Origin of the sequence: Sutterella wadsworthensis (genome assembly GCF_003315195.1) — a bacterium.
Lineage (GTDB): Bacteria > Pseudomonadota > Gammaproteobacteria > Burkholderiales > Burkholderiaceae_F > Sutterella > Sutterella wadsworthensis.
Genome location: NZ_QNRV01000005.1, coordinates 43,453 through 69,193, shown reverse-complemented (window position 1 = coordinate 69,193; position 25,741 = coordinate 43,453). Strand labels below are relative to the sequence as shown.

Genomic DNA, 25,741 nt, shown 5'->3' with positions numbered 1-25,741 from the left:
ATAAAGAGTAGGAGTCTTTAAGGGCGGCGATCAGATGCCCTTATCGGACGGGTTGGCAAAGAGCTCCTTGGTGTAAGAGTTCATCTTAAAGTTGAGATTGATGTTCTTCGGCGGAATCGGGCTTTCGAACCAGGTCGAATAGAGCTTGGCCAATTCGCCGGAGGCGATCATGCCCTTAACGGTCTTGTCGACCACAGCCTTGAACGGAGCATCATCCTTACGGAACATGGCGCCGTAAGGTTCAACGCCCAAAGAGGCGTCGAGAATCGTAAATTCGGAAGCATTTGGGAGATTGGAGATCTGCCCGGCGAGAAGGACGTCGTCGAGGATGAAGGCGTCAGCGCGCTTATTGGCGACAAGCTGCATGGACTCAGCGAAGTCCTTCGTCATCAGATAGCGGATCTTCAAATTGTGGGTCTTTTCAAATTCTTTGATGAGCGCAACGGACGTAGTGCCAGAGGTGACGGTGACCGTCTTGCCGTTGAGGTCTTCAAGTGATTTGATGCCGCTCGACTTCCAGACTGCTGCAGAAACCTGAATGCCGAAATAGCTCACAGAGAAGGCCGCTTCGCGCTGACGTTTCAGTGAATTCGTTGTAGAGCCACATTCAATGTCGACCGTGCCGTTTTGGATGAGCGGAATGCGGTTGGCGCTGGTGACAGCCTGATACTTGACGTCAAGCGTTTTGAGGCCGAGCTCAGACTTCACAGCGTCAGCTACGCGCTGGCAGACAGTGAAGGCATAGCCAACGGGTTTGCCGTCAGCGTTGAGATAGGAGAAAGGCACCGAGCTTTCACGGTAGCCAAGAGTAATTGAGCCGGTTTCCTGAACCTTTTTCAGGGTGCCTGTGAGTTCTGCGGCGCTGACAACACCAGACAGGGCAAAAAGACATGTCGCGGCGGCGACAGCAGTACGGCGGGAAAGCTTGAACATAAAGTGCTCCTTACTCTTTTGAACGGGTCCGAGCAGGACTCGGGATCGTAAATGGATACAAAGCAAGGTGCGTGCCAAAGTTCAAAAATGTCTTAAAACACTCTTTTTCGGGGCATCATGTAAGGGAATGTCTGCCTGGAGAATGCAAAACAGACGCCTTTTTGGGGCGTCTGCTTCAATTTGGTGCGCACCACATTGGTGCTTATTTGCCTTGATATCGGGCGTTAGGCTTCTGCTGGATCATCTTCGGTTTTGAAGATGGGTTTCCTGCCTTCGAGAAAAGCTTTCAGTGCTTCGGCGGCTTCGGGAGAGCGAGCCTGACGGGCATAAAGGTTTTCTTCATAGTCTGTCAAATCGGCAAGTGCTTTACGCCGTGCGGCAGTGAGTAGAGCCTTGGTGCCAGCGACGGCACCAGGCGGAAGAACTGCCAGCCGTGCAGTTTTGGCGGCTACGACCTGATCGAGGTGCTCATCGTCAATGACACGGGTAATCAGCCGCATGGCTTGTGCTTCATCTGCGCTGATCGGCTCGGAAAGAAGGAGCTTTTCGGCAGCGGCCGGATAACCGGCGGCAGCGGCCATAATCTGTGCGGCACCATAGCGAGGCGTACGTGCCAAAGCGACGGCAGGAAGTGAAAAAAGAGCTTGTGGGCTTACATAGACCAAGTCGCAGTAAAGCAACGCGGCAAAGGCTTCGCCGACGCAAGGACCACTCACTTGGGCGATGATCGGCTTGGGAAACTTTGCAATGGAGTCAAAGAATCGGCGAGTTTCGCGTTCGAGGTCTTCCGGGGCCGAAAACATCTCTTCAAGGTCTGCTCCGGCAGAAAAAACGTTCCCTGAGCTCTTCAGGAGTACGACGCGGACGGCAGTCTGCATGATTGCCTGATCAAGTTCGTCAGCTAAGTCGGCAAACATCTCGGCGGTAAGCGCATTGCGGCGCTCTACGCGGTCAATCGTCAGGTGCAGGATGCCGTACTGCAGCGAATGAGTAATGCTCACGTTGAGTTCCTTGAAAAAAGTTGCGTCAGGAGGGTTGGAGCCGCCGAATCCATCGGCGAGCTTCACGGGAGTCGCCTGCGGATGCGTTGTCCAGCATATAGCCGAGAGCAGTCATGGCGTGTTCCATCGCTTCATTGCCTGGAAGGACAAGTCCCACCATTGTATGGAAACCTTCAGCAAAAGCTTCGGTTTCGAGCTTATTCATCAGTATTCGTGCAAGACCTTGACGCTGCCAACTGTCAAGTACAGCAATACCAAATTCTGCTTCTTTATCTGTGTTGCCGCCGTTTTGCACTGCAGACCATCTGCCGCTTGCGACCAATGCGCCGGTTTCGGCAAAGAGTCCCCATACGCCGCTTTCAATCCATGAAGGACGACAAAGTGCGGCCAGACGTGCCGTTGAAGGACGGGTTGCCGTATGAAAACGATAGAAATAGGACTTATCGGAGAGCGTCATGACGAACGTGCGAAATGCGTCGAAGTCGTTTTCTGTCAGGGCTCGGAGAATGAGCGGTTCGCCTGAACGAGCTCTTGCTTCGGTTTGATCTTCTATCGGCGCAGGCCGCAGCACTAAATGCGGATAGTCGCGGCGTGGGATAAGCGGTGCATCATAGAGGGCAACGGAGGCATCGATGACGAGCAGTCCGTTATCGGTTGGAACAACGGGTTCAAGGCGTAGGCTGCGCAACGCGGGCAGCGCAGCTGCTAAATCTCCCAGGCGTCCGAGAGCGTCCGTGAGTTCGTCCCAATTAATTGGCGGCAGTCCGCGGTAAGCATCCAAAGTTTGAGCGTAACGAGGGGCGTGTGCTAGAGATTCCGCTTCGTCTTGAGAGAGCGGAGCCAGGGCCACGGAGAGATCGTTGTAAAGCGTTGATGCCAAGCCGGCCCCGCCAAATTCGACCACTGGACCAAGTACAGGATCGAGTCGAATGCCTAAACGCAGTTCCCGTTCAAAGGCATGTTGCGACATGGATTCAACCAGGACGCCGTCGGGCTGCGACCAAGGTGAGTTTTCCGCCCAGTTGGTGGTGAGCTCTTTCCAAGCATCCGCTAGTGCTTCAGCAGAATCAAGATTGAGAAAGACCAGTCCCGACGCGCTGCGGCTGCCGAGTGCCGTACTAGAAGCCTTGATGGCGACGGGCCAGCCGAGCTCTCTGGCGGCCTGCTGAGCTTCCTCCAAACTGTGCGTGATTCGTCCGTCAACGGGTCTCAAACCCAGATGCCGCATCAGTTCATGGAGCTCCCTAGGCAGGAGGGTGTGTCGTCCGCCCTCGCGCACTCGGTGAAAAATCAGGCGAATGCAGGCAAGTGCTTCGGCTGAAAGTTTGTTCTTCCGAGGTTTAGGCGGTGAACGGCGGGCATTGAGACTGGCTGATCGCGACGCTAGGCAACCGAAGGCGAACATGGCTTCGTCAGGAGAGCGAACGGCAATCAGCCGTGAATTGGGCAGTTGATCGAGCTGCCGCCGTACAGCAGCATCCGCCGTACTGGAAATCCAGGAAATAAAAACGGGTTTATAGGTTTTAACTGCCGCGCGTGCAAGCTCGGAGAGTGTGGGATCAAGTTGCGACATGGGACTGGGGCCCACGACAACGGCGGCGCCGTCAATGCCGGCGTCTTCGAGAACAATGCTGAGTGTCTCGGCTAAACGACCGCCGGATGCTCCCGCCCCGACAACGACGGGATTGACGGGAAGACGCTCTTCTGGATGAATTTTTGCCAAAAATTGAATGGTGCGGTTGGCGAGACCTTCGAGATGAATGCCTGCTGCTTCGGCTGCATCTGCGGCTAATCCGGCAAAGCCGCAGCCATTGGCAATGACGGCTATTCGTCGTCCAGCCGGAAGTGTTCCAGACGCGAAAGCAGCGGTCGCGGCGAAAAAGTGTTTGAAGGTGCGAACACGTTGTGCGCCTGCGTTTTCGAGCAGTGCATCGAATGCATCATCAGCCCCCGCATCTGTGCCAAAACGATTAGCAGCCAGGCGGTCGGCAGCGTAGCCTGAGCCAGGACCAGCTCGAAGCACTACGACAGGTTTGAGATCGGTTGCCCGGCGAAGGGCCGCATGAAATGCTCTCGGACAACGAAGCGCTTCGACTTCCACCGCAATAACACGAGTCGAACGATCCTGCGCAAACCAATCAATGAGTTCTGCAAGCCCGACATCAATTTCAAGCCCCGTGCTGACAACACCGGAAAACCCAAGTCCAGAAGCAGCGGCTCGTTCAATGAAACCGGTGGCGATCATTGCAGATTGGGCGATGAGCGCAACGCCGCCAGGACGAGGGGTTCGCGGCCAAAAACTGGCGTTGATGCCTTGTACTGGCGCCATTGTGCCGATGGAATTGGGGCCTAGCAGACGCGAACCCATGCGCTTGACAGATTCGTAAAGCTGTTCGACAGTCGATAGTTCAATTAACGGGCCTTCCTGCTGTGGCGCAAAGAGCACCGCTTTAGGTGGATTTTTTTCAAGGGATTTCAAAGCATTTGGTAAGTGCTTTGACTTGACGCAGAGGATGGCAAGATCAATTTCGGAATCCGGAATGGCATAGGCATTCGGATAGCAACGATGTTCGCCGACAAAGCGGTATTTGGGATTGACCGGCCAAAGAGCATTTAAACCCGTGGAGAGCGCCACTGAGCGCCAAACATGGTACCCGCGGCTTGCTGGCATGCTGCTTGCCCCAATGACGACGATCGAGCGGGGACGTAGTAGTGCGTCGAGCGCGGCATGCGAAGAGTGCGCGGTCTGAAGCATGAGCGGAAGTCGTGGGACAAAGAGGTGGACTGAAAGGAACAGTTTAACCGGCCATTCAGCGATTCTGGTGGCAGCAGGAATGCGGCCGAAGGGCTGTACACATCGATTGGCAAACACCCCTTGCTAAAATTGGAGTCGGATGCATCTGCCAGCAGCCTTAGCCATAGTGCTTTGGAAAAAAGTGGGACAAGATGTCGTCGGCACGCTTGCAAAAATGAACATCAAGGATTCCCAGGATGAAAGTAAACGGCATTCCCACCCGCACTATTCGCGCACTTGACAACGGTTCTGCCATTGAGATCATTGATCAGACGTTGTTGCCTTATCGATTTGAAAAACGAATTTTGAGCGACTGGCGCGATGGCGTAGAGGCGATTGAGACCATGCGAGTGCGCGGCGCTCCGCTGATTGGGATCGCAGGCGCCTGGTCAGTCGTTCTGGCCGTTAAAGAAAATCCTGAAAACGGTCCTTTGCTTGCTGCTGCAGAACGTATTCAGTGTGCTCGTCCTACGGCTGTCAACCTCGTCTGGGCAGTACAGAAAATGCTGACGGCTTTGTTGCCACGCGAACCATCGCAGCGCTTTGACACAGCGGTGAAGCTCGCAGCTCAACTCACGCAGGAGGATGTTGATACCTGCCGCGCTATCGGTGATATGGGCTGCAGTCTCATAGCGGAGCGTTATCAAGCGCTTCGCCGACCTGTCAACATCCTTACGCATTGCAATGCCGGATGGCTGGCCACCGTTGATTACGGCACTGCGTTGGCGCCGATCTATGCTGCATTTGAGCGCGGTACGCCGCTTCACGTGTGGGTGGATGAAACTCGTCCGCGCAATCAGGGACTCCTTACGGCTTGGGAGCTGCGTCAGCAGGGGGTGCCTCACACCATCATTGCTGATAATGCCGGCGGGCAGCTCATGCAAAAGGGTGATGTTGATTTGGTGATCGTTGGTGCTGATCGCATCACCCGACGCGGAGATGTCGCCAATAAAATCGGAACATACCTCAAGGCGCTTGCTGCTTTTGACAATGACATCCCGTTTTTTGTGGCAGCACCTTCGTCAACCATTGACTGGAAGCTCAATGACGGTAAGCGTGAAATTCCAATTGAAAATCGCTCGGCAGCCGAGGTGCTCACTGTTCGCGGTGTTGACCAAACGGGGCACGATGCATCTGTGCAGCTTGCGCCCCCTGATGAGGCGGCAGTTAATCCGGCATTTGATGTGACGCATAATCGTTTCGTGAGCGGCATCATTACCGAACGCGGAATCTTTGCGCCAACGGATCTCGCTACTCGTTTTCAGGATCAAATTGCTAATGCTGGGCTCTGAAGAACAGGCGTTCGAGAAACGTCTGGCGCTGCGCATGGCGGTTATTGATACCGCCAGAGAGATGAATCGCAGGGGCATCAATGTGAATAAATCGGGCAACGTTTCTGCACGCACGAGCGGCGGGCGTAGCTTTTTTATTACCCCGACGGGCATCCCTTATGAATCGCTTGAGCCTGACGATATCGTGGAGGTGAGTCTGGATGCCGAGCGTTTTGAAGGACGATGTCTGCCGAGCAGTGAGTGGGAAATGCATGCCGAAATTTACCGCCGTCGTCCGGATGCGGGGGCGGTAGTGCATACCCATTCGTGCTATGCAACTGCGTTGGCTTGTCAGAATCTTCCGATACCAGCATTCCACTATATGGTGGCTACTGCCGGAGGTCGTTCAATCGATGTGGCTCCGTATGCCACTTTTGGCACTCACGAACTAGCAGTTCGAGGGGCCAATGCGCTTGAGGCGAAAAATGCATGTTTGCTCGAACACCACGGCGTACTCGCATTAGGTGCCAATCTTGCCAAGGCGCTCACGCTTGCGGCAGAGGTGGAAAATCTTGCGCACCAATATGTCGTTGTGAGAAGTCTCGGTACCCCGCGACTTATCTCTGATGATGAAATGGATCGTATTGTGGAAAAGTTCAAAACCTACGGTCATCAGATCAAGGAACAAAAGTGAAGAAGCCTATTCAACCGCCAGCAGCCTGGCTGCGCATTGATGGTTCAGTTGTTTCCTGTACGGAATCCGTAAAGGTGCTTGAGGAAAACTGGCATGAAGCGGCAGAGTTGCTTTCCGAGAGTTATGAAGATGCCGTACTTTTGGGTGTGGGTAAAAATGAATTCAAACGCGCTATGCACGCGTTGATTGATGCACTCGAATGCGATTGGGCGGAAAAAGTTGCTCCGATCGAATCGATTGTGAAGAACAAATGAGTACTTTGAGTAAAGCAATGAAGAAGCTGGAGGCGGCGGCGCTTCTGGTATTGATTCCGATAATGCTGGCGGCGTGCGCTCATCCGCAGCTGATAGATCTTGGAACCGCTGAATCGCAGGTCGTTCAAAAACTGGGTGAACCTAATGCGACAGTCCCATTGGCTGACGGTCGTACGCGTCTCGTTTATTCGCAGCAGCCTTTTGGGCAGGAATGCTGGTGGATGACTTTCAGTGCTGACGGTCGATTTGAGAAGCTTGAGAATGTTCTCAATCGAGAGCACTTTGCGCTCATCAAGCCGGGGCGTTCAACCGAAGCGGACGTTTGGAATCTATTTGGTCAGTACGCCGAGAGGTACGAATTTCGGTTGAAAAATCAGCATGCCTGGATGTATCGCTTCAAGGATGAGGGGATCTTTGATATGGCCTTCTGGGTACAGTTTGATACTCGAGGCATAGTGGCTGAGGTGGGCTATACGTTGGATCCCTATAAAGATCGTGACCATTGGTTGTTTCCGTAAGCGATGAGAGAGCGAATAGACCGCATCAAGAATGCCGCAGAAGGACATTGGCCGGAGATATTTGCTTCTGTCGGTATGGATGCTGCGCTTTTCCAGCGTCAAAACCGACCCTGTCCGCTTTGCGGCGGCCGTGACCGGTTTAGTTTCTTTGCCAAAGAAGTCGGCGGTCGCTGGTACTGCCGCGGCTGCGGTATGGGTGACGGTATCAAGCTGGTGCAGCAATTCACTAAGAAGGAATTTGTTCAGACGCTGGTCCATCTCGAGACGCTGCTAGGACTGCCTGTCCCGAAGGGGAAACAGGGGCGTTATGAAAGATCAGCAGTTGCTCGACACAAGCTTTGGGCAGAAAAACAAAGGGCTGAACAGTCAGCTCTGTGGGAGAAAGCGTTTCCTCTCGGCGAGATCGATCGGCAGACGCCTGTTTGGCGGTATCTATGCGCCCGCGGATTGGGCGATTTAGTGCCGAGCCGAGAATTACGCTTTGTTAAAAAACTGGCGTGCTGGGAAGTCCCTGATGGGCAGAATATTGATGGTGCGGCGAAAGCGCGATTGGTAGGTGAGTTCCCTGCAATGTTGGCCCGATTGACTAATGCAGAAGGGAAATTCATAACGCTTCACCGGACGTATCTGACTGCTGACGGCAGTAAAGCACCGGTGCATTCGGCCAAAAAACTTGCTGCAGGTGCCGTCGAAAATGGAGTGATTCGGCTTTATCCGGCTGGCGGCGTTGTCTGCCTTGCAGAGGGTATTGAAACCGCGCTTTCCGTGCATGCGCTTACGGGGCTTCCAGCTTGGAGTGTGGTGTCGCTTCCCGGCATGAAACGCTTCGGGCCGGAAACCATCCCGGATGGCGTGCGTACGATTCGGATATGCGGAGACAACGACCGATCCTACGCTGGTGCGGCTGGTGCGTATGAGCTTGCTTCTCGTCTGCGCCGCAGCCGCCCGGAGCTAGAGGTGTCGGTACATATTCCGCAAGCGGCTGGAACGGATTGGAATGATGTTTTGCTAGCTCACGGGATGCTTAAGCTATAACTGCGAGTTTATTGCTTGGTTTTTTTCCGCGAAATGACGGTTGCTGATACACCAGCCGTGATGATGACGGCTATGCCTAAGGCTGTTTCTGGTGAAATTGGCTCGGAGAAGAAAAGGAGACCAAGTACAGCCGCAAAGACGATCGCAGAAAATTGCAGCGCACTCGTAAGAAGCACGTTGCCGGCACCCCAGGCACGGGTAAGTGAAAGCTGCGCGAGCGTGGCGGTAATGCCGATGCCGAGCAGTCCGGGGAGGTCGTTGAGGCGTACGGGATGAAGCATTCCTTCCGTAGCGATATGACCGATTAATCCTGTGACTGTGCCAAAAAGCGTGAAATAGAAAACGATACGCCATTCAGGTTCCCCCACACGGGAGAGCTCTTTGACTTGAGAGTAGGCGAGCGCTGAGAAAAAACCAGCTGAGAGACCAATCAGCGCTGCAAATTCCTGACCGGAATGCAACTCAGGTTTAAGCGCCAGAATGACACCTATGAAACCCGCCACAATGGCAGCTAGCAGGCCAAAGTTAAGCGACCGTCCCATGCGAATGGCGGCCACGGAAGCAAAGAGCGCCATGTAGAGCGGACTGGTGTAGTTGAGTGTCATTGATGTGCCGAGCGGCAAAACGGCGAGTGTATAGAACCAGATTGTCAGCCCGAGCGTACCAAAGCAGCTCCGCTTGATATGCGAGAACCAGAGGTGCGTGCGCAGGTCTTTCTTCTGCCAGAGTACCCAAAGTCCTAACGACACCATGCCGAAGAGCGAGCGGTAGAAAACAAGCTCAAAAGTGGAAAAGTAGTCGGAACACCATTTTGTGCACGCAGCCATCAGGGAAAAGAGAAAGGCTGCAGCGAGCATCCAGAGACTTTGCATGGCGATTGAGAGATGTTTGCAAATAGAAAAGCCCCGCGGTTGAAGCGGGGCTTCATGGAGGCGGGAGTGTTCTGAGAGAGTACCCCGCCCCCGGCGAAGATGGTGCTTACGCAGCCGGTTCTTCTTTCTTCACTTCGCGGCGCAGTTTGATGTGCAGTTCACGAAGCTGCTTTTCATCAACGGGCGACGGGGCCTGTGTGAGCAGGCACTGGGCACGCTGCGTCTTCGGGAAGGCGATCACATCGCGGATCGACGGCGCATCAACCATCATGGCAACAATGCGGTCAAGGCCGAAAGCAAGACCGCCGTGAGGAGGCGCACCGAACTTGAGAGCGTCGAGCAGGAAGCCAAACTTCTGACGAGCTTCTTCCGGACCGATCTTCAGTGCGGCAAAAACCTTTTCCTGAACATCTTCGCGGTGGATACGGATGGAGCCGCCACCGATTTCCCAGCCGTTCAGCACGCAGTCATAAGCCTTGGCATAGCAGTGTTCGGGATCCGTGAGGAGCTTGTCTTCGTCGCCGTCGAGCGGGCAGGTGAACGGATGGTGGCAGGCCACCCAGCGCTGATCTTCTTCCGAGTATTCGAACATCGGGAAGTTGATGATCCAGAGGGGTTTCCACCCCGGGGTGAACAAGCCGGTTTTGACACCAAAGTCGGAATGGCCAATCTTCAGACGCAGGGCGCCCAGACTGTCCCAGACAACCTTAGCTTTGTCGGCCCCAAAGAAGACGATGTCGCCGTCCTTAGCGCCGACGCGCGTGAGGATCCCGTTGAGCTCTTCGTCAGAGAGGTTCTTGACGATCGGGGACTGCAGCCCTTCGCGGCCGCGGGCAAGCTCATTGACCTTGATGTAGGCGAGTCCCTTGGCACCGTAAATTTTGACGAACTCGGTGTAGCTGTCGATTTCCGAGCGCGGCAACTGGGCTGCACCCGGCACGCACATCGCCACAACCTTGCCGTTATGGAGCGACTTAACGCCAGAGAACACCTTGAAAGCGGAGTTTTCAACAATGTCGGTGACTTCATGCAGACGCAGGCTGATGCGCAGATCGGGCTTGTCCGAACCATACTTGGCCATTGCGTCGTCCCACAGCATCACCGGGAACGGATTGACGAAGTCGACGTCAAGGACCTCTTTGAAGACCGTACGGATGAGTTCTTCCATCAGGCCGCGGATTTCGTCCATGTTGAGGAAGGACGTTTCAATATCCACCTGAGTGAATTCCGGCTGACGGTCGGCACGAAGATCTTCGTCGCGGAAACACTTGACGATCTGGTAATAACGGTCGAACCCAGCAACCATCAGCAACTGCTTGAAGAGCTGCGGTGACTGCGGCAAGGCAAAGAAGCACCCTTCCTGAACACGGGACGGCACGAGATAGTCGCGGGCACCTTCAGGCGTGGAGCGCGTCAAGGCCGGCGTTTCAACGTCAATGAAGCCATTGGCATCCAGAAACTTGCGGAAAGCCATCGCAGTGCGGTAGCGGGTGCGCAGGTTCTTCTGCATGACCGGGCGACGAAGGTCAAGCACGCGATAGGTAAGGCGCGTCGTTTCTGAGAGATTCTCGTCGTCGAGATGGAACGGAGGCGTAGCAGACGGATTGAGAATTTCAAGTTCGTGGCAGAGCACTTCGACACCGCCCGAAATCAGGGAGAGGTTCTTAGTGCCTTCTGGGCGAGCACGGACAACACCCACTACCTTGAGACAGTACTCATTGCGGCAGTGGTCGGCCGTAGAAAAGACCTCGGGGCGGTCCGGATCGCAAACGACCTGAACAAGACCTTCGCGATCGCGGAGGTCAATGAAGATCACGCCGCCGTGGTCGCGGCGACGGTGGGCCCAACCGTAGAGGGTCACAGTCTGGCCGATGAAGGACTCGTCGACCAAGCCAGAGTACACGGTTCGCATAAAAGCTCCCTGATGCGTCAAGGCTGCAAAAGCTGCCGACGCAGTAAAACAACAAAAAGTCGGCGCTCGGCATCCCTTTTGGGGATGTCGGCAACCCAAAAATCGTTCTGCCTGCACGCAAATTCATGGTGTCACTGAAGACAAAGTCAGAACATCCCAGAGCGGTGCACGCTTTTAGGTCACAAGTTTAGCGCCATCGGGCGCTACAAACGGGGCCGATGGCGTGCAGAACTGTTTTGGAGGGCGATGAACGCTGCGTGACGCGAATTTGGATCAAGGTGTTATGAGGATTTCACTCAAAATGGCGTTGACACCTTTTTGGCTGCATTGTTAGATCGCCGGACGGTCGGAGCCCTTCTGCACCTGAAAGACGGCAGACTGAGCCTCGAGCGATTTGGGTGACATGACACCCAACGACACGTGGAACTTAAAGGCATCTTCGATTGATACACGCGAACGCTTAAGTTGTGAACGCGGTGCCATGAGCACGTAGCCCGAGGTCGGGTTCGGTGCGGTGGGTACAAATACGGTAACCACATCGTCATAACCAGTTTCGGCTGCTGCAGCGCGTCCGGGTGTTGAGACGATGAAGCCGTATGTCCAACAGTCCTTTTTGGGGAACTCAATGAGGACGACTTCCTTGAAGCTCTCTGTACGGTTAGAGAGCACGGTTTCCATGATCTGCTTAACGCCCGAATAGATGGGACGAACTAAAGGGATTTTTTCTAGAAGTTTTTCCCAACGGGCTACAACCCAGCGCCCGATCACATTAGCGGCAAAAATGCCGGTGACCAGAATCAGTGCGATAGCAAGCACAAGACCAATTCCCGGAATGTGAAAGCCAATCAGCGCATCGGGCCGAAACTCCGGCGGCAGGAGCTGCACGAGTGAATCTGACCAACGGATGATCGATTCGAGTGCCCAGAACGTGATGGCAAGCGGCACCCACACCAAAAGGCCGGCAGAAAAGAATTTCTTGAACATAGCGTCGTCAATATCAATGAATTGCGAGAAAGGAAAAACCGCGCAGCCCGATGAGGGCGGCGCGGTCTTTGTGGCATTCAATAGGTCGGCATACGGATGAACTATTTGTCGCCGTGAACATGAGCGGCAGGGACGGCCTTCGGGCCGCCGTTAAAATCTGTGGCCGCCCAACCAGTACCCTTCAATTCGAATCCAGGCGCTGAAAGCTCTTTCTTCATCGTATCCTGGCCGCACTTAGGGCATTTCGTGATCGGCTTGTCGCTCATCTTCTGCAGATAGTCTTTTTCAAATCCGCAGTTAGTGCATTTGTAGGCGTAGATCGGCATTTTTTTGGGGCTCTTCTTTTGAGGTGAGAGCAAATTTAGTTTCGTGACGGCGCATTATAGAAAGGAGAGGCCGTCAAGGCATGCCGTAGGATGTACAGAAATGGCAACTGTACTTGACCGGATAGAAAGAGGCCGTCTTCACGAAGACGGCCTCTGGTGGAATTCAGGTTCAAGTGCTCTTAGAGCGTCTAGACCATCATTCCTCTTCTTTGCGCTGATAGTGGCTTGCAAGTTCGGCCTGTTTGGCTGCCGGAACCGGCTGATAGCTTGCTAGTTCCATACTCCATGCGCCGGTGCCCTGCGTGAGTGCATGCAAACGCGTAGCGTAGTTTTCAAGCTCTGCTAATGGAACGAGCGCCATGACCTGAATTTCTCCTCCAGGGAGACCTTCGGTGTTGGTTACCTGTCCACGGCGGCTAGCGAGGTCTCCAGCAATGTCACCCATATAAGACTCAGGTGCACTGACCTCCACAGCAACGATGGGTTCCAGAACCTGAGGTGAGGCTTTGCTCAGTGCGTCAAGGAAGGCCTTACGGCCAGCGGCCACGAAGGCAACTTCTTTAGAGTCGACCGGGTGGCTCTTGCCGTCATAAACCACGACACGGACGTCTTCGATGGGGTAGCCTGCCACAAAACCTTGCGAAAGTACCTCACGCACGCCTTTTTCAACGGCAGGGATGAGGTTGTAGGGAATGACGCCGCCCTTGACCTGATCAACAAACTCAAACCCCTTGCCGCGAGGCAACGGTTCAACGCGCAGATACACTTCACCGAACTGACCTGCACCGCCCGTTTGTTTTTTATGACGGGCGTGACCTTCGGCAGGTGCACTGATCGTTTCCCGGTACGGAATCGACGGAACCGAGGTTTCGACTTCGAGCTTAAAGTTCGTGCGCATACGGTTCAGGATGGAGCGAACATGCATGTCAGTTAATCCGCGGATTACCGTTTCATTGAGCACGGGGTCATGTTCCACGCTCATCGTTGGATCTTCGGACTGCATCTTGGTGAGCACTTCGTTCATGCGGCTTTCATCGCCGCGGCGCGCTGGACGAATCGCTAGGCCGTACATGGGGCGTGGGAAGTTGATGGGACGCATGCGTACGCCGCTGTCGAGCGGATCACCATGGATGACGGAGCCGTAATTGACTTCATCGACTTTGGCAATGGCACCAATGTCGCCGGGGCTGAGGAAATCAGTTTCCTGTGTGTGCTTGCCCTGGAGAATGAGTGGCCGCGGCGCTTTGATAGCACGCTTATTGTCGTCGACGTAAATTACATCGTCCTTCTTGAGTGTGCCTTGATGCACACGGAAGATGCCGATTTTGCCAATGAAGGGGTCGTTGACGATTTTGAAGACCTGAGCAATGAGCGGCAAATTCTTATCTGGGTAGGTTTTGAATGGCGTGCCATCGCGTTTGATGAACAGCGCATCATTTGCCTCTGCAGGACTCGGCAGATGGCGAATGATTACTTTCATGAAATCACGAATACCGATCAGTTTCTTCGCGGAGCAGAAGCAGACAGGAATGACGTGTCCTTCACGCAATGCCTTGGTGACGAGCGGGTGGAGGGCGCGCGGGTCAATGCTGCCTTCCTCCAGATAACGCTCGAGCATTTCATCGTCTTCCTCAACGACGCGTTCAATGAAAGCACGGTGCACATCATCAACCGTCATGATGTCGCTGTCGCCGTCTTCGCGGTCAAAACAGTCAATAACATGCGTACGGTTGCGTGTCGGGAGATTAATAGGCAGCACCCCCGGTCCCCAGGTTTCCTGAAGTTCACGCAAACATTTTTCAAGATCAGCCTCTGGATCGTCCATGTGATTGATGACGATCATGCGGCACAGTCCGCGCTCTTTGGCCATAGCCATGAGGCGGCGCGTTAGGAGCTCCGGTCCTTTCGTAGGATCGATGACAGCGCAGACGGATTTGACGGCGTCAAGCGCAGACATGTCCTGACCAAGGTAGTCCGGATACCCCGGGGTGTCGAGAATATGAATGCGAACCGGCGTGAGATCGGTCATCGCCGTGTCAATGTGCGCGACGGCAAGACGGATTGAATGTCCGACTTCTTTTTCCAGAAGATCGTTATCACACATTGTTGTGCCGCGTTGAATGCTGCCCATTTCGGGGATCATGCCGGCGCGGTAGAGCATGGCCTCAATGAGAGTGGTCTTCCCGCAGGAACCGTGCCCGACCAGGGCTAGAGTACGAAGATTCTCGGTGGCATAGTTGCTCATGCTGAACCCCTTTTTTCTTATGCTGTTGTTTTGTCGAAAGACAGAAAACATTGTGCGCCGTACGCTCAACAGACCTTTGGAAAGCCCAGACAGTATTGACTTGGATCGCGCAAGGTGAACAAATAATCGCCAGAGGATCAGCACTGAGCGATACTAATAAATTGTGCGGCTACAGTTTTATGCGGGCCTCACAGACGCAGGCAGAGTTGTTCATTTGTTTGTATACAAATGTTTGCGCAAACGATTCTGATCTTGTATAACAAAAAACGACATTACCAGCAAAATGCGGAATGTCGTTTTTTGTTTGGATAAGAGCGTTTAATTTTCAAGCGTCAGGATGTATGACGAGTTGGTAGCCAACGCCCCGAATAGATTCAATGGCAATCTTTTTTCCAATAACGGCAGAAACTTTATGGCGAATGGCGGATACATGAACATCGATTGCACGATCATAAGGCCCCATTGGACGACCAAGTACTTTGGGGTAGATCTCTTCCTTAGGAACAGGTGTGCCAGCATGTCGAGCAAGTAGTTCAAAGAGCGAAAATTCCGTTCCTGTCAGGGCAATTGGACCGGCAGCGGAGTTCACAGAACGCTGTGCAGGATCGATTGTGACAGGGCCAACAATAACCGGGGCGGCAGCCGCCCAGGCGGTGGCGGAACGGCGCAGGATGGCGTTGATGCGCGCGACTAGCTCTCGTGGCGGACAGGGTTTTTGCACATAATCGTCCGCTCCGAGCTCCAACCCTACAATGCGATCGACCGGGTCGCCGCGGGCGGTAAGCATTAAGACTGGAATATGCGACTTCTCTCGCATCTTTTTGAGTACTTCCACGCCGCTCATGCCAGGCATCATTACGTCGAGAACGACCAGATCGAATGGTTCGCGCGCAAGATGAGCAAGCCCTTCAGGGCCGTTGTGCGCAGGGACAGTATCGAAACCTTCAAGCGTGAAGTAGTCAACGAGCAAAGTGACGAAGTCGACATCGTCATCAATGATGAGAAGGCGGCGGGGGTTCTTAAGCATCGGAAATTAAATGATATAGAACAATATCATCCGTAATCTTAACAAAAGCGCAGTCAAGCACGATGGTATCGGTGAAAGAGTGTCGAAATTCAAAAACAGGAGTTTGTAGATTCTTGACGTTTCTTAACACAGAACGACCCCATCTCCTCAGTATTCGCTAGGCTGCCGTCCGCAAAAATGCGGACAACAGCAAAAGATGTTCCGTCAACATCTCATAAGCACGGAGATTTCAATTAAATGAAAACAAAACTGCGGTTTATTCCGCTGACCTGTGCGGTCATTCTTACGAGTACAGGTTGTGCAGTTCAGTCTCCGGATTATTCCCGATTACTCTCCGATGCTGCACCTCAGCAATGGACGGCTTCAACGCTTCCGGCAGGCCATATTGCTGCTTGGCAGGATTTTTGGGCTCGCTGGGAGGATCCGGTGCTCGTGGAGTTAATCACCAAAGCACTTGCAGCGAATCCGGATATAGAGACTGCGGCAGCTAATCTTCGTGCCGCTAATGCGAGCGTAACTTCTGCCAATGCAGCACTCTGGCCTACGGCGAGTCTTGGACTCAACGGCAGCCTCAATCATGCCGACGGTACGGGGCGAAATAGTTTTTCGGCAGAAGTGAGTGGCGGCCTCTCGCTCAATCTGGCCGGAAGCGAATTTTGGCAAGCTGATGCGGCAACTCTCAAGGCCATGGCTTCGGCCTATACGCTTGAGGATGTCCGCGCAGCAACCGCGGCGGCAACAGCTGAGGCTTACGTCAATCTGCGTGCAGCTGAGGCCAGTCTTGCCGTAACAAAGGCGTCATTGGAAACCTATCTAGAAACCGCCGAAACCGCTCAATGGCAGTTTCAGGCTGGCACTGGTTCGGCTTCGGAGGCTGAAGATGCTCTGATGCAGGTGGCGTCTTCCCGCGCACAAATTCCAACGCTTGAAAAAAACATCATTCAGTATAGGAACGCACTGATGCGTCTTACGGGTTGCCCCGTTGATGAGTTGGGACTGGAACCGACGGGCATCATTCCGGTGCCGCCGATGGGGGGCGCGGTGTCGATGCCTGCTGAACTGATTGAACAGCGTCCCGATGTACGAGCCGCTAAAGCAACAGCAGAAGCTGCGGTAAAAAATTTAAAAAGTGCCAAAAGCGATTTTTTCCCTACGCTTTCGCTTTCTGGAAATATCGGTACGACAGCAACGGCAGTGAGTGCTTTAGGGGCATCTGGAACTGGGGTCGCCGGTTTGGCTGCAGCACTGGCAATGCCGATTCTCAATTGGGGAAACCTCATCGCCGGAGAGGAAACGGCGATGGCGAATCTTCAGAGTGCAGTGGCGTCTTACCGTTCAACACTGTTGTCGGCATTGGAGGAAACAGACAATGCCCTAACGGCCATCCGCAGTGCTGAATATCGAAAGGGCGACCTTGAGCGAGCTGTATCTCATGCCCGTACGGCAGAAAAGCTTGCTCGTGATGAATATGGAGCAGGTATTGGCGAATACACGATGCTCCTCTCAACACAGCGATCGCTCCTTTCTGCACGTGAAAGCGAATTGAACAATCGTGCAGACCGAGCTAACAGCTACATCACGCTTTATCGCGCGCTCGGTGGAGATTGGGCTGTCAATCAAAGTGTTAGTAAATCTGCTGCGCCGACCGCTGCGGGCAAATAAGTAAAGGAATTGCGATGACTGACGCAAAGAAAAATGAAAACAGCGAGGCTGCGGTTGCAGAGCTGCTTGGCGAAAGAAAGCGCCCCTGGTATGTGCGCGCAGTGCCGGCGGCTGTCGTTTTGGCTCTCGCGGCTGGCGGTGGATGGTATTGGTGGCTTGGACAGCAACAGGGACCTAAAGCGAACTATGTGACACAGACCGCTAAGACAGGCAATCTGGATGTAACCGTTTCAGCAGACGGTACGCTTAATCCAATTCGCACTGTAACGCTTGGCTCTGAACTGTCCGGCATTGTTCGTAAAGTCAATGTTGACGTCAATGATGAGATCAAAACCGACCAAGTGCTCATTGAACTCGATACCCGCAATCTTGATTCCAAAGTGGCAAGCGCTCGTGCTTCATTAGCAAGCGCTGAAGCTAAGCTCGCGGAGAGCAAAGCAACGCTTAAGGAAGCTCAGGTGAAGGATAAGCGCCTCAAGGAGCTCAATAAACTTTCAGGCGGCAAGATGCCGTCTCGAACGGATCTGGATGCTCAGGAGGCTGCAGTAGCTACGGCTAAGGCCGCTGTAGAGGTTGCTAAAGCTACTATTGCGGATGCACAAGCGGCGCTCGAGACAGCGGAGACGGATCGTTCAAAGGCCAACATTAAGTCGCCTATTGACGGTGTGGTTCTCGCTCGTTCGGTTGAACCGGGTTACGCTGTAGCCGCCAGTTTGCAAGCTGTGGAGCTGCTGTCGCTAGCGACTGATCTGCGTGAACTTGAACTCAAGGTAAATGTGGACGAGGCCGACATTGGAAGCATTCAATCTGGACAGAAAGCCTACTTTACGGTTAGTGCCTATCCGGATAAACGTTTCCCGGCAACGCTGACAAAGGTGGCATACGGAGCGACAACGACGGAAAACGTTGTGACATATACGACTTATCTCAATGTTGATAATGCCGACCTGTTGCTGCGCCCAGGGATGACGGCTTCTGCAACCGTGACGACCGCGGAGCGTCGAAACGTGCTGCTCGTGCCGAATTCAGCGTTGCGTTTTACGCCACGCACTTCTGCCGTACAGGATTTTTCTGGAAGCGCGGCCACCATGTTTATGCCAAGAGGACCGCATAACGGCAGCTCAAAACGTGTTAAGGAAGATATTTCCGCTTCACAGAGTGTCCGTGAACGAACGGTGTACATCTTGCGAAATGGAGATGCTGTTCCGGTCAGCATCAAGACCGGTCTTACTGACGGTACGCGCACAGAAGTGATTTCTGGTGACCTCAAAGATGGCGATCAGGTAGTTGTCGATCAGCAGCGCGCTAAGTCTTGAGGAGACCGTCATGAGTGAAACACCGCTCATTGAATTTCGCGGCATCGGCAAGCGATACGGTACCGGTGAAGCGGCCTTTGTCGCCTTGCATCACATTGATCTGCAGATTCAGCAAGGCGAATTTGTCGCCATTATGGGGCCGTCCGGCTCGGGCAAGTCAACAGCGATGAATATCGTTGGCGCACTTGATCGTCCATCGTGGGGCGAGTACCTCTTTGACGGTGTGCATGTTGAGAACCTGACAAATGATGAACGAGCACTACTGCGCCGTCGGTGGATTGGTTTTGTTTTTCAAGGATTCAATCTCCTGCCGCGCACAACGGCAATGGAAAACGTTGAACTGCCGCTGCTTTACCGAGGATTGAAGCGTGCCGATCGTCAACGTTTAGCGGCTGCAGCGCTCGAACGCGTTGGGCTCCTTGAGTGGGCACACCATACGCCGGCAGAACTCTCCGGCGGTCAACAGCAGCGCGTAGCAATCGCCCGAGCGATTGTCATCAAGCCGAAGCTGCTGCTTGCTGACGAACCGACGGGCAGTCTTGACAGTTCGCGCAGCATCGAGATTATGAAGCTCCTCAGAGATCTCAATGAAGAAGAGGACATCACGATCGCTCTCGTTACGCACGAACCTGATATGGCGGCCTTCGCAAGGCGACACATTCTCTTTAAGGACGGCAAACTGGTGGACGATGACCATGGAGCCAAGCTTGACTTCAAGGGAGAATCAATGTGATTTGGAATGCATTTCTTCTGGCTATTCGTCAGATCTGGCGCAATCCGCTACGCAGTCTCCTGACCGTCTTGGGGGTTGTGATCGGTGTGGCTGCCGTCATTACGATGGTGACGATTGGCAATGGCGCATCTACTGCCATCAAAACGGAAATTGAATCCTTCGGCAACAACCAGCTGATGCTTCGGCCAGGCATGCGCTTGGGGCCCGGGCAGAAAGTAGGGGCACCGAACTTTCGTCTTGATGACGTGACAGCACTGCGCACTCAGCTCGCCGGTATTGAGGCAGTAGCGCCGCAGGTCTCCAAGTCAATGACTGTCGTTGCCAACGGACGGAATTGGCAGACGAGCGTGGTCGGCACCAATACGGATTACTTTACGATTGACAACCGGACGTTTGAAGATGGCCGTAATTTTGAGGAGGCCGAAGAACGAGCGGGCAGCGCGGTTTGTGTCATTGGATCGACTGTAGCAAATGAATTGTTTGGCACAACGCAAAATGTTGTTGGCCGGCAGATTCGAACCGGCGGCTTCTCCTGCCGCGTGATCGGATTGCTAAAGACCAAGGGAACGGCTGCCATGGGGGGAGATCAGGACGATCTGCTCGTTATGCCGCTGAAGTCAGTGCAGCGTCGCATTCTCGGTGATAACCGAGTGTCGGCACTCCTTATTCGCATCAATGCGGATAGTGACAGAGAGCGTTTGAAGACTGCAGTTAAGGATTTGATGCGTGAGCGCCGTTCCCTTTCGTCAGGTGATGACGATAACTTCCAAATCATGGATACGGCAGAAATTGCGGCAAAAGTGGCTTCTACTACTCAGATTATGACGACCTTGCTGGCTGCGGTGGCAGGAGTGAGTCTCCTCGTCGGCGGTATCGGCATTATGAACATCATGCTGGTGTCCGTGACGGAGCGCACCCGTGAAATCGGCATTCGCTTGGCAATCGGGGCGCTTGGCAGAGAAGTGCTTATGCAGTTTTTGATTGAAGCTTTGATGCTTGGATGCTTGGGCGGCATCTTGGGAGTTTTGGCAGCGCTTGGCGCGTCCCGACTCTTTTGCACGCTGATGAATGTGCCTTTCGTTTTTGATCCGGGTATTAATCTGCTCGCGTTCACGGTATCGGCACTTACCGGCGTCGTATTTGGGTTCTTCCCAGCTCGCAGGGCAGCAAAACTCGATCCTATAGAAGCCGTGCGTCACGAATAGTGCTGATTATGTAGTCAAAAGAAAAGCTCCGACTTGCAGTGCGGAGCTTTTTCATATGACGAACCGGTGATGTGTGGTGTCGCTTCGTTGCCTTCCGTTTTAGAACGGGACGTCTTCATCCAGTGAGTCGATGGGCGCCGATGCGGCGGCAGGTGAAGCCTGCGGCTGCGGGGCAGCAGCCGGAGAACGAGGCGCTGCGGGGCGAGGTGCGGATTCAAAGCCGTCGCCGGCAGGGACGTAGCCACCGCTCGGGCCGCCTTGACCACTGCCGTCACGGCCACCAAGAAGCTGCATATTTTCGCAGACCACTTCGGTGGTCCAACGGTCGTTGCCGTTCTGATCAGTCCACTTGCGGGTGCGCAGGCGGCCTTCAACGTAGACAGAGCGCCCCTTTTTGAGATAGTCGCGGGCGATTTCTGCTGTACGACCGAAAAGCACAACGCGGTGCCATTCCGTTTCCTCGGTGAACTGACCGTCACGGTTCTTGTAGCGACGGGAGGTGGCGAGACTGAGGGTACAAATTGCTGTACCGCCATCGGGTGTGTAGCGGACGTCCGGATCTGCGCCCAAATTGCCGAGAAGAATGACCTTGTTGACGGAAGCCATGATTCTTACCCAAAACTAAAGCTAAAAAACAAAAATTATTTAATGACTTCGCCGGGCTCTCGGTTCGGACGGGCAGGTTCCTGCAGCCCAAACGATGAGGCGAACCAAATAAGCATAGCAAATGCACAGACGAAGAAGACCGCTTCGGGCCCGAAGTGCTGTGAAATTGCACCGCCGAGCGCGCCGCCGACAAAAAGCCCAATATTCTGTGTTGTATTGTATACGCCCAATGCAAGCCCTCGGTCAGCTGCCGGAGCAATTCGAGAGACTAGATTTGGCAGTGTGGCCTCTAGTACATTGAAGCCGATGAAAAAGATGCCGAGAAGGAAAGCAATTTCCCAGATGGAATGAATGAGATATGCAAAGAGCACAAAAGCTACAGTGAGAAATCCAATCATGAAGCGCATGACTCGGACAACAGCTTGCTTCTTTTCACCAAAAATTAATGGCGGAGCCATAAGAGCGAAACCAGCGATGACCGCAGGCAGATATACCCACCAATGATGCTCACTTGGCAGCCGCATGTAGACGAGCCGTGTTGGAATAACCACGAAGATGGCGGTGAGTACTGCATGAAGCACGAAGATGCCGATATTGAGGCGGACGAGCTGAGGATCACAAACGACCTTCCTCCATGATCGATGTTCATTTTTTTCATCGATGGCTGACTGGGGTGCCGGAGGAACAACGAATTTGACAACCAGGACAGCAATCAGGGCAGAAATGCCAGTGAGTGTGAAAAGCCCTGAAACCCCCCATAGCTTTGTGAGCGGTGGCGAAATAAGGAGAGAAAGAGCAAAGGTAAGGCCTATAGAGGCGCCGACCATGGCCATTGCCTTAGTGAGGACCTGTACGCGTACGCTGTCTGCGATGAACGCGGTAACGGCGGCGGAGATAGCTCCTGCACCCTGCAGCATGCGCCCTAGCATAACGATCCAGATGTTGGCGCCCGACGCAGCGAGGAAACTGCCGAGTGCAAAGATGATGAGTCCGAAAATGATGACGGGTTTGCGACCAAGTCGATCTGAAGCAACGCCAAAAGGAATCTGGAGCAGACCTTGAGTGAGGCCGTATATGCCTAAGGTAATGCCGACAAGCGTTTCGCTGTCACCGCCAGGCAGCTCTCGTGCATAGACGGCAAAGACCGGCAGAATAATGAAGAGCCCGAACATGCGCAGCGCAAAAATACTCGCGAGCGAAAAACTTGAGGTTCTTTCCTGCGGCGTCATATGGGCGGCGGAGCTAGCCATGAGAAAACTCTTTGGATGGGCAATGGTTTGGGCATCGGCTGCTGAAGCCGACATTCTTGTGACGTGCGGCGGTTATAGTCCTTAGGAGTTTCCGCTTTCTTAAATTTTCCTGCCATGACAACTTCCGGCACTATCGAGGTGCGAGGTGCGCGCACTCACAATCTGAAGAATATTTCTCTCGGACTGCCTCGCGGCGCATTTATCGTCGTCACGGGACCATCCGGGTCAGGCAAGAGTTCGCTTGCCTTCGATACGCTTTACGCAGAAGGCGAACGACGCTATGTCGAGAGTCTATCGCCACGGGCTAGACAATTTCTGGAACAACTCCCGCGTGCTGATGTCGATGTGATTGACGGTTTGCCGCCGGCTGTAGCTATTGGCCAGACGACAGGCGGTTTGCATCCCAAGAGCACAGTGGGAACTTTGACGGAAATCGATGACCATTTGCGGCTCTTATATGCTCGTGCGGGTACTGCATATTGTCCAAGGCACGGATTGCCGCTAAAAGCTGAGTCTGTGGCGTCAATGACGGATAAGGTGCTGTGTGATGCGGGGGATCGGCGGATCGCTGTTGCGGCGCCAATCGATCTGGGCATGGAAGTTTCGGCAAAGGCCTTTCAAGCGCTTGCCGCAAAGCTTCAGACGGAAGGGTTCCAACGGGTACGTATTGACGGCCAAATAATGCATCTCGACGATGTCAGCGGCGGTGAACCGCTTGGAGATGGGGCGCATGTTCTGGAGTTGATCGTTGACCGCCTGCGTGTCCGCGGAGATGTTCGCGAGCGTATTGCACAGAGTCTCGAAACTGCGCTAGAGCGAGGCGGTGGGCGTGCTGTCGTTTTTGATTTGGATGGAGAAGGTGAAAACGGCGGCGTTTGGGAAAGACGATTTTCATCAAAAAATGCTTGTCCGCTCTGCGATTTCGCGGCTGGCGAATTGGAGCCGGGCGACTTTTCCCGGTTTAGTCGGCGCGGAGCCTGCCCGCATTGCGGCGGTACAGGACTAGTGGATGTGCTTTTAGCAGAGCGGCTGATTGTTGATCCCTCCAAATCGCTCGCCGGCGGGGCTTTTGCTGGGAATCCGTCCTCAACTTGGCGTCAGATGCTGATGCAAACGGCAGCCGCTGCTGGTTTGGATGTTGATGCGCCGTGGCAGCAGCTTCCTGAAGCGGCACGCCGCGCTCTGCTGGATGCCGTTCAGGGGGCAATAGAGGCACATTTGCGCGACGCTACGCCTTCTGAGAAAAAAGTTCTTTCAGCATTTATGACGCAAGTGTCTTGTCCAGATTGTGATGGTTCTGGACTGGGCATTGTGGGCAGAACCGTGCGGCTTGACGGACAGCGTTTTCCAGAGCTCCAGGCGCTGTCTATTAAGGATGTGGCACTGAAGCTTGCCAATCTGCAATTGGAGGGCGTCCGTGGTGAGATCGTTGCTCGCGCTGCGGCAGGTGCAAGGTCAAAACTCGCTTGCCTTGAAAATCTGGGGCTTGATTACCTCACACTTTCACGTCCCGGACGAACATTGTCGGGCGGGGAATTGGAGCGTATTCGACTCGCGGCTCAGCTTGGTTCGGGTCTGTCTGGCGTGCTCTATGTGCTCGATGAACCGACAACAGGTCTTCATCCAAAGGATGCTGAAGCCTTGGTGCAGGTCCTTAAACGTTTGCAGGCGCTCGGCAACACGGTACTGGTTGTGGAGCACGATCGCACGGTGATGGAGGCTGCGGATTGGCTCGTTGACATGGGACCGGGAGCGGGAACCGCCGGCGGAGAGGTGACAGCTCAGGGAACATTGGCGGCATTAAAGGCTAATCCTCATTCACTTACAGGTGCATGGCTTTCTGGCCAAGTCCAGAATGCTCTGCCCAGGCGCCATTTCAATGCTACAAAGGCCGACAAACTTGAACTGAAGGGCGCTGTCGGCCGCAACCTCAAGAATGTGAATCTCACGATTCCAGTGGGAGGACTCACTGTCATTACGGGAGTTTCGGGCTCAGGTAAATCAACATTGATCGTGGATACGCTGCTCCCTGCTCTGAAGGCAGTGGTTTCCAAAGACGCCAAGGCGGCGGGTGCAGGGCTGCCCTTCAGTGAACTTTATGGGGCTGAGTATTTTGATCAGGTGGTAAGTGTTGATCAAGCTCCGATTGGACGGTCGACGCGCTCCAATGCGGCAAGTTATACGGGGGCATTCACGCCTATCCGTGAACTTTTTGCCGAAACGCTTACCGCACGGGAGCGCGGGTATTCGGCCTCCCGCTTTTCTTTCCTGAATCATGGCGGTCGATGTGAAGCCTGTGCCGGTGAAGGCGTGGTGCGCGTGCCGATGCAGTTCCTTCCGGACCTGTATGTTCGCTGTGATGTATGCGGCGGAGCGCGCTACAACCGAGAAACATTAGAGTGTCGCTGGCAGGGAAAGTCCATTGCTGATGTGCTCGAAATGACCGTAGACGACGCTCGGGATTTTTTCGCTTCGCACCCGCAGATAATGCGGCGTATGGATGCACTCGCTGACGTGGGTCTGGGTTATATCCGCTTAGGACAGAGTACTGCCGACTTTTCCGGCGGTGAGGCGCAGCGACTGAAACTGGCAGCAGAACTGTCTCGATTGAGTTCAAGCCGCACCTTTTATCTGTTGGATGAGCCGACAACCGGACTTCATTTTGCTGATGTAGCCAAGCTTTTAGCGGTACTTCGACGCCTTACTGATATCGGTGCCACAGTTGTTGTGATTGAACACGATATGCAGGTTGCGGCCTGTGCCGATTGGGTAGTTGACGTGGGGCCCGGGGCCGGTGAGGCTGGCGGTGACATTACGGCACAGGGAACGCCGTCTCAGGTCGCCCGCATGAGAAAAAGTCTGACTGCATCTTGGCTAAAGGATGCATTGAAAACGCTTAGATCATGAGCGATTGAATCTATGCAGAAGTTATCAATTCAATCCATTTGGAGATGAATGCTTTGTAAGTGAATAACTTCGAAAATTAGATGCAACTAGTTGAATTATAAATAAATAAGTTGTGGATAATTTCGTGGATAACATTTTGGAGGCAGTTCATGCAATTGGGATAAATATCGATTGCAGAACTGCCTGAATGCTTCGT

Annotated in this window: 21 protein-coding genes; 10 read left to right on the top strand and 11 right to left on the bottom strand. The window is 53.9% G+C overall.

Translation table 11 applies throughout. From position 1 onward, the window contains the following. Window positions 1–30: 30 nt before the first annotated feature. From DES29_RS04035 to DES29_RS04025, 3 genes are all read right to left on the bottom strand, one after another. On the bottom strand, window positions 31–933 hold the full coding sequence (locus tag DES29_RS04035) for an amino acid ABC transporter substrate-binding protein (RefSeq protein ID WP_113854492.1): 903 nt from the start codon (window positions 931–933) through the stop codon (window positions 31–33). A gap of 224 nt (window positions 934–1,157) precedes the next feature. After that, window positions 1,158–2,000, bottom strand: coding sequence for an enoyl-CoA hydratase-related protein (locus tag DES29_RS04030; protein WP_005429422.1), 843 nt, complete (start codon window positions 1,998–2,000; stop codon window positions 1,158–1,160). Continuing rightward, the gene (locus DES29_RS04025; RefSeq protein WP_016475211.1) at window positions 1,960–4,689 is read right to left on the bottom strand and encodes a bifunctional acetate--CoA ligase family protein/GNAT family N-acetyltransferase; all 2,730 of its coding nucleotides are present in this window, start codon (window positions 4,687–4,689) and stop codon (window positions 1,960–1,962) included. The genes DES29_RS04030 and DES29_RS04025 overlap by 41 nt, the downstream gene beginning before the upstream one ends. Window positions 4,690–4,925: 236 nt before the next feature. Here DES29_RS04025 and mtnA point away from each other — a divergent pair, with 236 nt between their 5' ends. From mtnA to DES29_RS04000, 5 genes are read left to right on the top strand one after another with little or no spacing between them, the layout of a single operon-like run. Further along, a complete protein-coding gene (mtnA, locus tag DES29_RS04020) occupies window positions 4,926–6,020 on the top strand; it encodes an S-methyl-5-thioribose-1-phosphate isomerase (RefSeq protein ID WP_016475210.1) in 1,095 nt (364 codons plus the stop codon). Then, complete coding sequence (locus DES29_RS04015) at window positions 6,007–6,693, top strand: class II aldolase/adducin family protein (RefSeq protein WP_016475209.1); 687 nt, start codon at window positions 6,007–6,009, stop codon at window positions 6,691–6,693. Before mtnA ends, DES29_RS04015 begins: the two co-directional genes overlap by 14 nt. Beyond that, window positions 6,690–6,947: a hypothetical protein gene (locus DES29_RS04010; protein ID WP_021995100.1), complete on the top strand. Its 258-nt coding sequence runs from the start codon at window positions 6,690–6,692 to the stop codon at window positions 6,945–6,947. The genes DES29_RS04015 and DES29_RS04010 overlap by 4 nt, the downstream gene beginning before the upstream one ends. A 17-nt stretch (window positions 6,948–6,964) precedes the next feature. Beyond that, the gene (locus DES29_RS04005) at window positions 6,965–7,465 is read left to right on the top strand and encodes a hypothetical protein (protein WP_016475207.1); all 501 of its coding nucleotides are present in this window, start codon (window positions 6,965–6,967) and stop codon (window positions 7,463–7,465) included. Window positions 7,466–7,468: 3 nt separating this feature from the next. Next, entirely contained in the window at window positions 7,469–8,500 is a 1,032-nt protein-coding gene (locus tag DES29_RS04000) for a DUF7146 domain-containing protein (RefSeq protein ID WP_016475206.1), read from the top strand. An 8-nt stretch (window positions 8,501–8,508) separates the two neighbouring features. Here DES29_RS04000 and DES29_RS03995 read toward each other — a convergent pair whose 3' ends face one another. From DES29_RS03995 to DES29_RS03970, 6 genes are all read right to left on the bottom strand, one after another. Next, window positions 8,509–9,372, bottom strand: coding sequence for a DMT family transporter (locus DES29_RS03995; RefSeq protein WP_016475205.1), 864 nt, complete (start codon window positions 9,370–9,372; stop codon window positions 8,509–8,511). A gap of 106 nt (window positions 9,373–9,478) precedes the next feature. Beyond that, the gene (gene aspS, locus DES29_RS03990; protein WP_021995097.1) at window positions 9,479–11,284 is read right to left on the bottom strand and encodes an aspartate--tRNA ligase; all 1,806 of its coding nucleotides are present in this window, start codon (window positions 11,282–11,284) and stop codon (window positions 9,479–9,481) included. 330 nt (window positions 11,285–11,614) lie between these two features. Beyond that, complete coding sequence (locus tag DES29_RS03985) at window positions 11,615–12,268, bottom strand: DUF502 domain-containing protein (RefSeq protein ID WP_016475204.1); 654 nt, start codon at window positions 12,266–12,268, stop codon at window positions 11,615–11,617. 101 nt (window positions 12,269–12,369) lie between these two features. Then, window positions 12,370–12,594, bottom strand: a complete 225-nt coding sequence (locus tag DES29_RS03980; RefSeq protein ID WP_005429440.1) for an FmdB family zinc ribbon protein — start codon at window positions 12,592–12,594, stop codon at window positions 12,370–12,372. Window positions 12,595–12,790: 196 nt separating this feature from the next. Then, the gene (gene fusA / locus DES29_RS03975) at window positions 12,791–14,839 is read right to left on the bottom strand and encodes an elongation factor G (RefSeq protein WP_021995096.1); all 2,049 of its coding nucleotides are present in this window, start codon (window positions 14,837–14,839) and stop codon (window positions 12,791–12,793) included. Between the two features lie 325 nt (window positions 14,840–15,164). Further along, complete coding sequence (locus tag DES29_RS03970) at window positions 15,165–15,866, bottom strand: response regulator transcription factor (RefSeq protein WP_005429444.1); 702 nt, start codon at window positions 15,864–15,866, stop codon at window positions 15,165–15,167. A gap of 237 nt (window positions 15,867–16,103) precedes the next feature. Here DES29_RS03970 and DES29_RS03965 point away from each other — a divergent pair, with 237 nt between their 5' ends. The 4 genes from DES29_RS03965 to DES29_RS03950 are packed head-to-tail and all read left to right on the top strand — an operon-like array spanning window position 16,104 to window position 20,782. After that, entirely contained in the window at window positions 16,104–17,528 is a 1,425-nt protein-coding gene (locus DES29_RS03965; protein WP_113854491.1) for an efflux transporter outer membrane subunit, read from the top strand. Window positions 17,529–17,542: 14 nt separating this feature from the next. Then, on the top strand, window positions 17,543–18,844 hold the full coding sequence (locus DES29_RS03960) for an efflux RND transporter periplasmic adaptor subunit (RefSeq protein ID WP_113854490.1): 1,302 nt from the start codon (window positions 17,543–17,545) through the stop codon (window positions 18,842–18,844). A 10-nt stretch (window positions 18,845–18,854) separates the two neighbouring features. Further along, complete coding sequence (locus DES29_RS03955) at window positions 18,855–19,577, top strand: ABC transporter ATP-binding protein (protein WP_005429449.1); 723 nt, start codon at window positions 18,855–18,857, stop codon at window positions 19,575–19,577. Continuing rightward, window positions 19,574–20,782 (top strand): ABC transporter permease, encoded by a 1,209-nt coding sequence (locus DES29_RS03950; protein ID WP_005429451.1) that lies wholly within the window; start codon window positions 19,574–19,576, stop codon window positions 20,780–20,782. Before DES29_RS03955 ends, DES29_RS03950 begins: the two co-directional genes overlap by 4 nt. Window positions 20,783–20,881: 99 nt before the next feature. Here DES29_RS03950 and DES29_RS03945 read toward each other — a convergent pair whose 3' ends face one another. After that, window positions 20,882–21,388, bottom strand: coding sequence for a single-stranded DNA-binding protein (locus tag DES29_RS03945; protein ID WP_005429453.1), 507 nt, complete (start codon window positions 21,386–21,388; stop codon window positions 20,882–20,884). A gap of 35 nt (window positions 21,389–21,423) precedes the next feature. Continuing rightward, entirely contained in the window at window positions 21,424–22,638 is a 1,215-nt protein-coding gene (locus DES29_RS03940; RefSeq protein ID WP_021994889.1) for an MFS transporter, read from the bottom strand. 114 nt (window positions 22,639–22,752) lie between these two features. Between DES29_RS03940 and DES29_RS03935 the strand changes: the two genes are divergently transcribed. After that, window positions 22,753–25,545, top strand: coding sequence for an excinuclease ABC subunit UvrA (locus tag DES29_RS03935; protein ID WP_113854489.1), 2,793 nt, complete (start codon window positions 22,753–22,755; stop codon window positions 25,543–25,545). Window positions 25,546–25,741: the final 196 nt, after the last annotated feature.

Coding starts and splice junctions, on each gene's coding strand:
- DES29_RS04005 (WP_016475207.1), top strand. CDS start 6,965: ATGAAGAAGCTGGAGGCGGCGGCGCTTCTGGTATTGATTCCGATAATG.
- DES29_RS03955 (WP_005429449.1), top strand. CDS start 18,855: ATGAGTGAAACACCGCTCATTGAATTTCGCGGCATCGGCAAGCGATAC.
- fusA (WP_021995096.1), bottom strand. CDS start 14,839: ATGAGCAACTATGCCACCGAGAATCTTCGTACTCTAGCCCTGGTCGGG.
- aspS (WP_021995097.1), bottom strand. CDS start 11,284: ATGCGAACCGTGTACTCTGGCTTGGTCGACGAGTCCTTCATCGGCCAG.
- mtnA (WP_016475210.1), top strand. CDS start 4,926: ATGAAAGTAAACGGCATTCCCACCCGCACTATTCGCGCACTTGACAAC.
- DES29_RS03980 (WP_005429440.1), bottom strand. CDS start 12,594: ATGCCGATCTACGCCTACAAATGCACTAACTGCGGATTTGAAAAAGAC.
- DES29_RS04035 (WP_113854492.1), bottom strand. CDS start 933: ATGTTCAAGCTTTCCCGCCGTACTGCTGTCGCCGCCGCGACATGTCTT.
- DES29_RS03985 (WP_016475204.1), bottom strand. CDS start 12,268: ATGTTCAAGAAATTCTTTTCTGCCGGCCTTTTGGTGTGGGTGCCGCTT.
- DES29_RS04015 (WP_016475209.1), top strand. CDS start 6,007: ATGCTGGGCTCTGAAGAACAGGCGTTCGAGAAACGTCTGGCGCTGCGC.
- DES29_RS03965 (WP_113854491.1), top strand. CDS start 16,104: ATGAAAACAAAACTGCGGTTTATTCCGCTGACCTGTGCGGTCATTCTT.
- DES29_RS03935 (WP_113854489.1), top strand. CDS start 22,753: ATGACAACTTCCGGCACTATCGAGGTGCGAGGTGCGCGCACTCACAAT.
- DES29_RS03940 (WP_021994889.1), bottom strand. CDS start 22,638: ATGGCTAGCTCCGCCGCCCATATGACGCCGCAGGAAAGAACCTCAAGT.
- DES29_RS04025 (WP_016475211.1), bottom strand. CDS start 4,689: ATGCTTCAGACCGCGCACTCTTCGCATGCCGCGCTCGACGCACTACTA.
- DES29_RS03945 (WP_005429453.1), bottom strand. CDS start 21,388: ATGGCTTCCGTCAACAAGGTCATTCTTCTCGGCAATTTGGGCGCAGAT.
- DES29_RS03970 (WP_005429444.1), bottom strand. CDS start 15,866: ATGCTTAAGAACCCCCGCCGCCTTCTCATCATTGATGACGATGTCGAC.
- DES29_RS04000 (WP_016475206.1), top strand. CDS start 7,469: ATGAGAGAGCGAATAGACCGCATCAAGAATGCCGCAGAAGGACATTGG.
- DES29_RS03995 (WP_016475205.1), bottom strand. CDS start 9,372: ATGCAAAGTCTCTGGATGCTCGCTGCAGCCTTTCTCTTTTCCCTGATG.
- DES29_RS03960 (WP_113854490.1), top strand. CDS start 17,543: ATGACTGACGCAAAGAAAAATGAAAACAGCGAGGCTGCGGTTGCAGAG.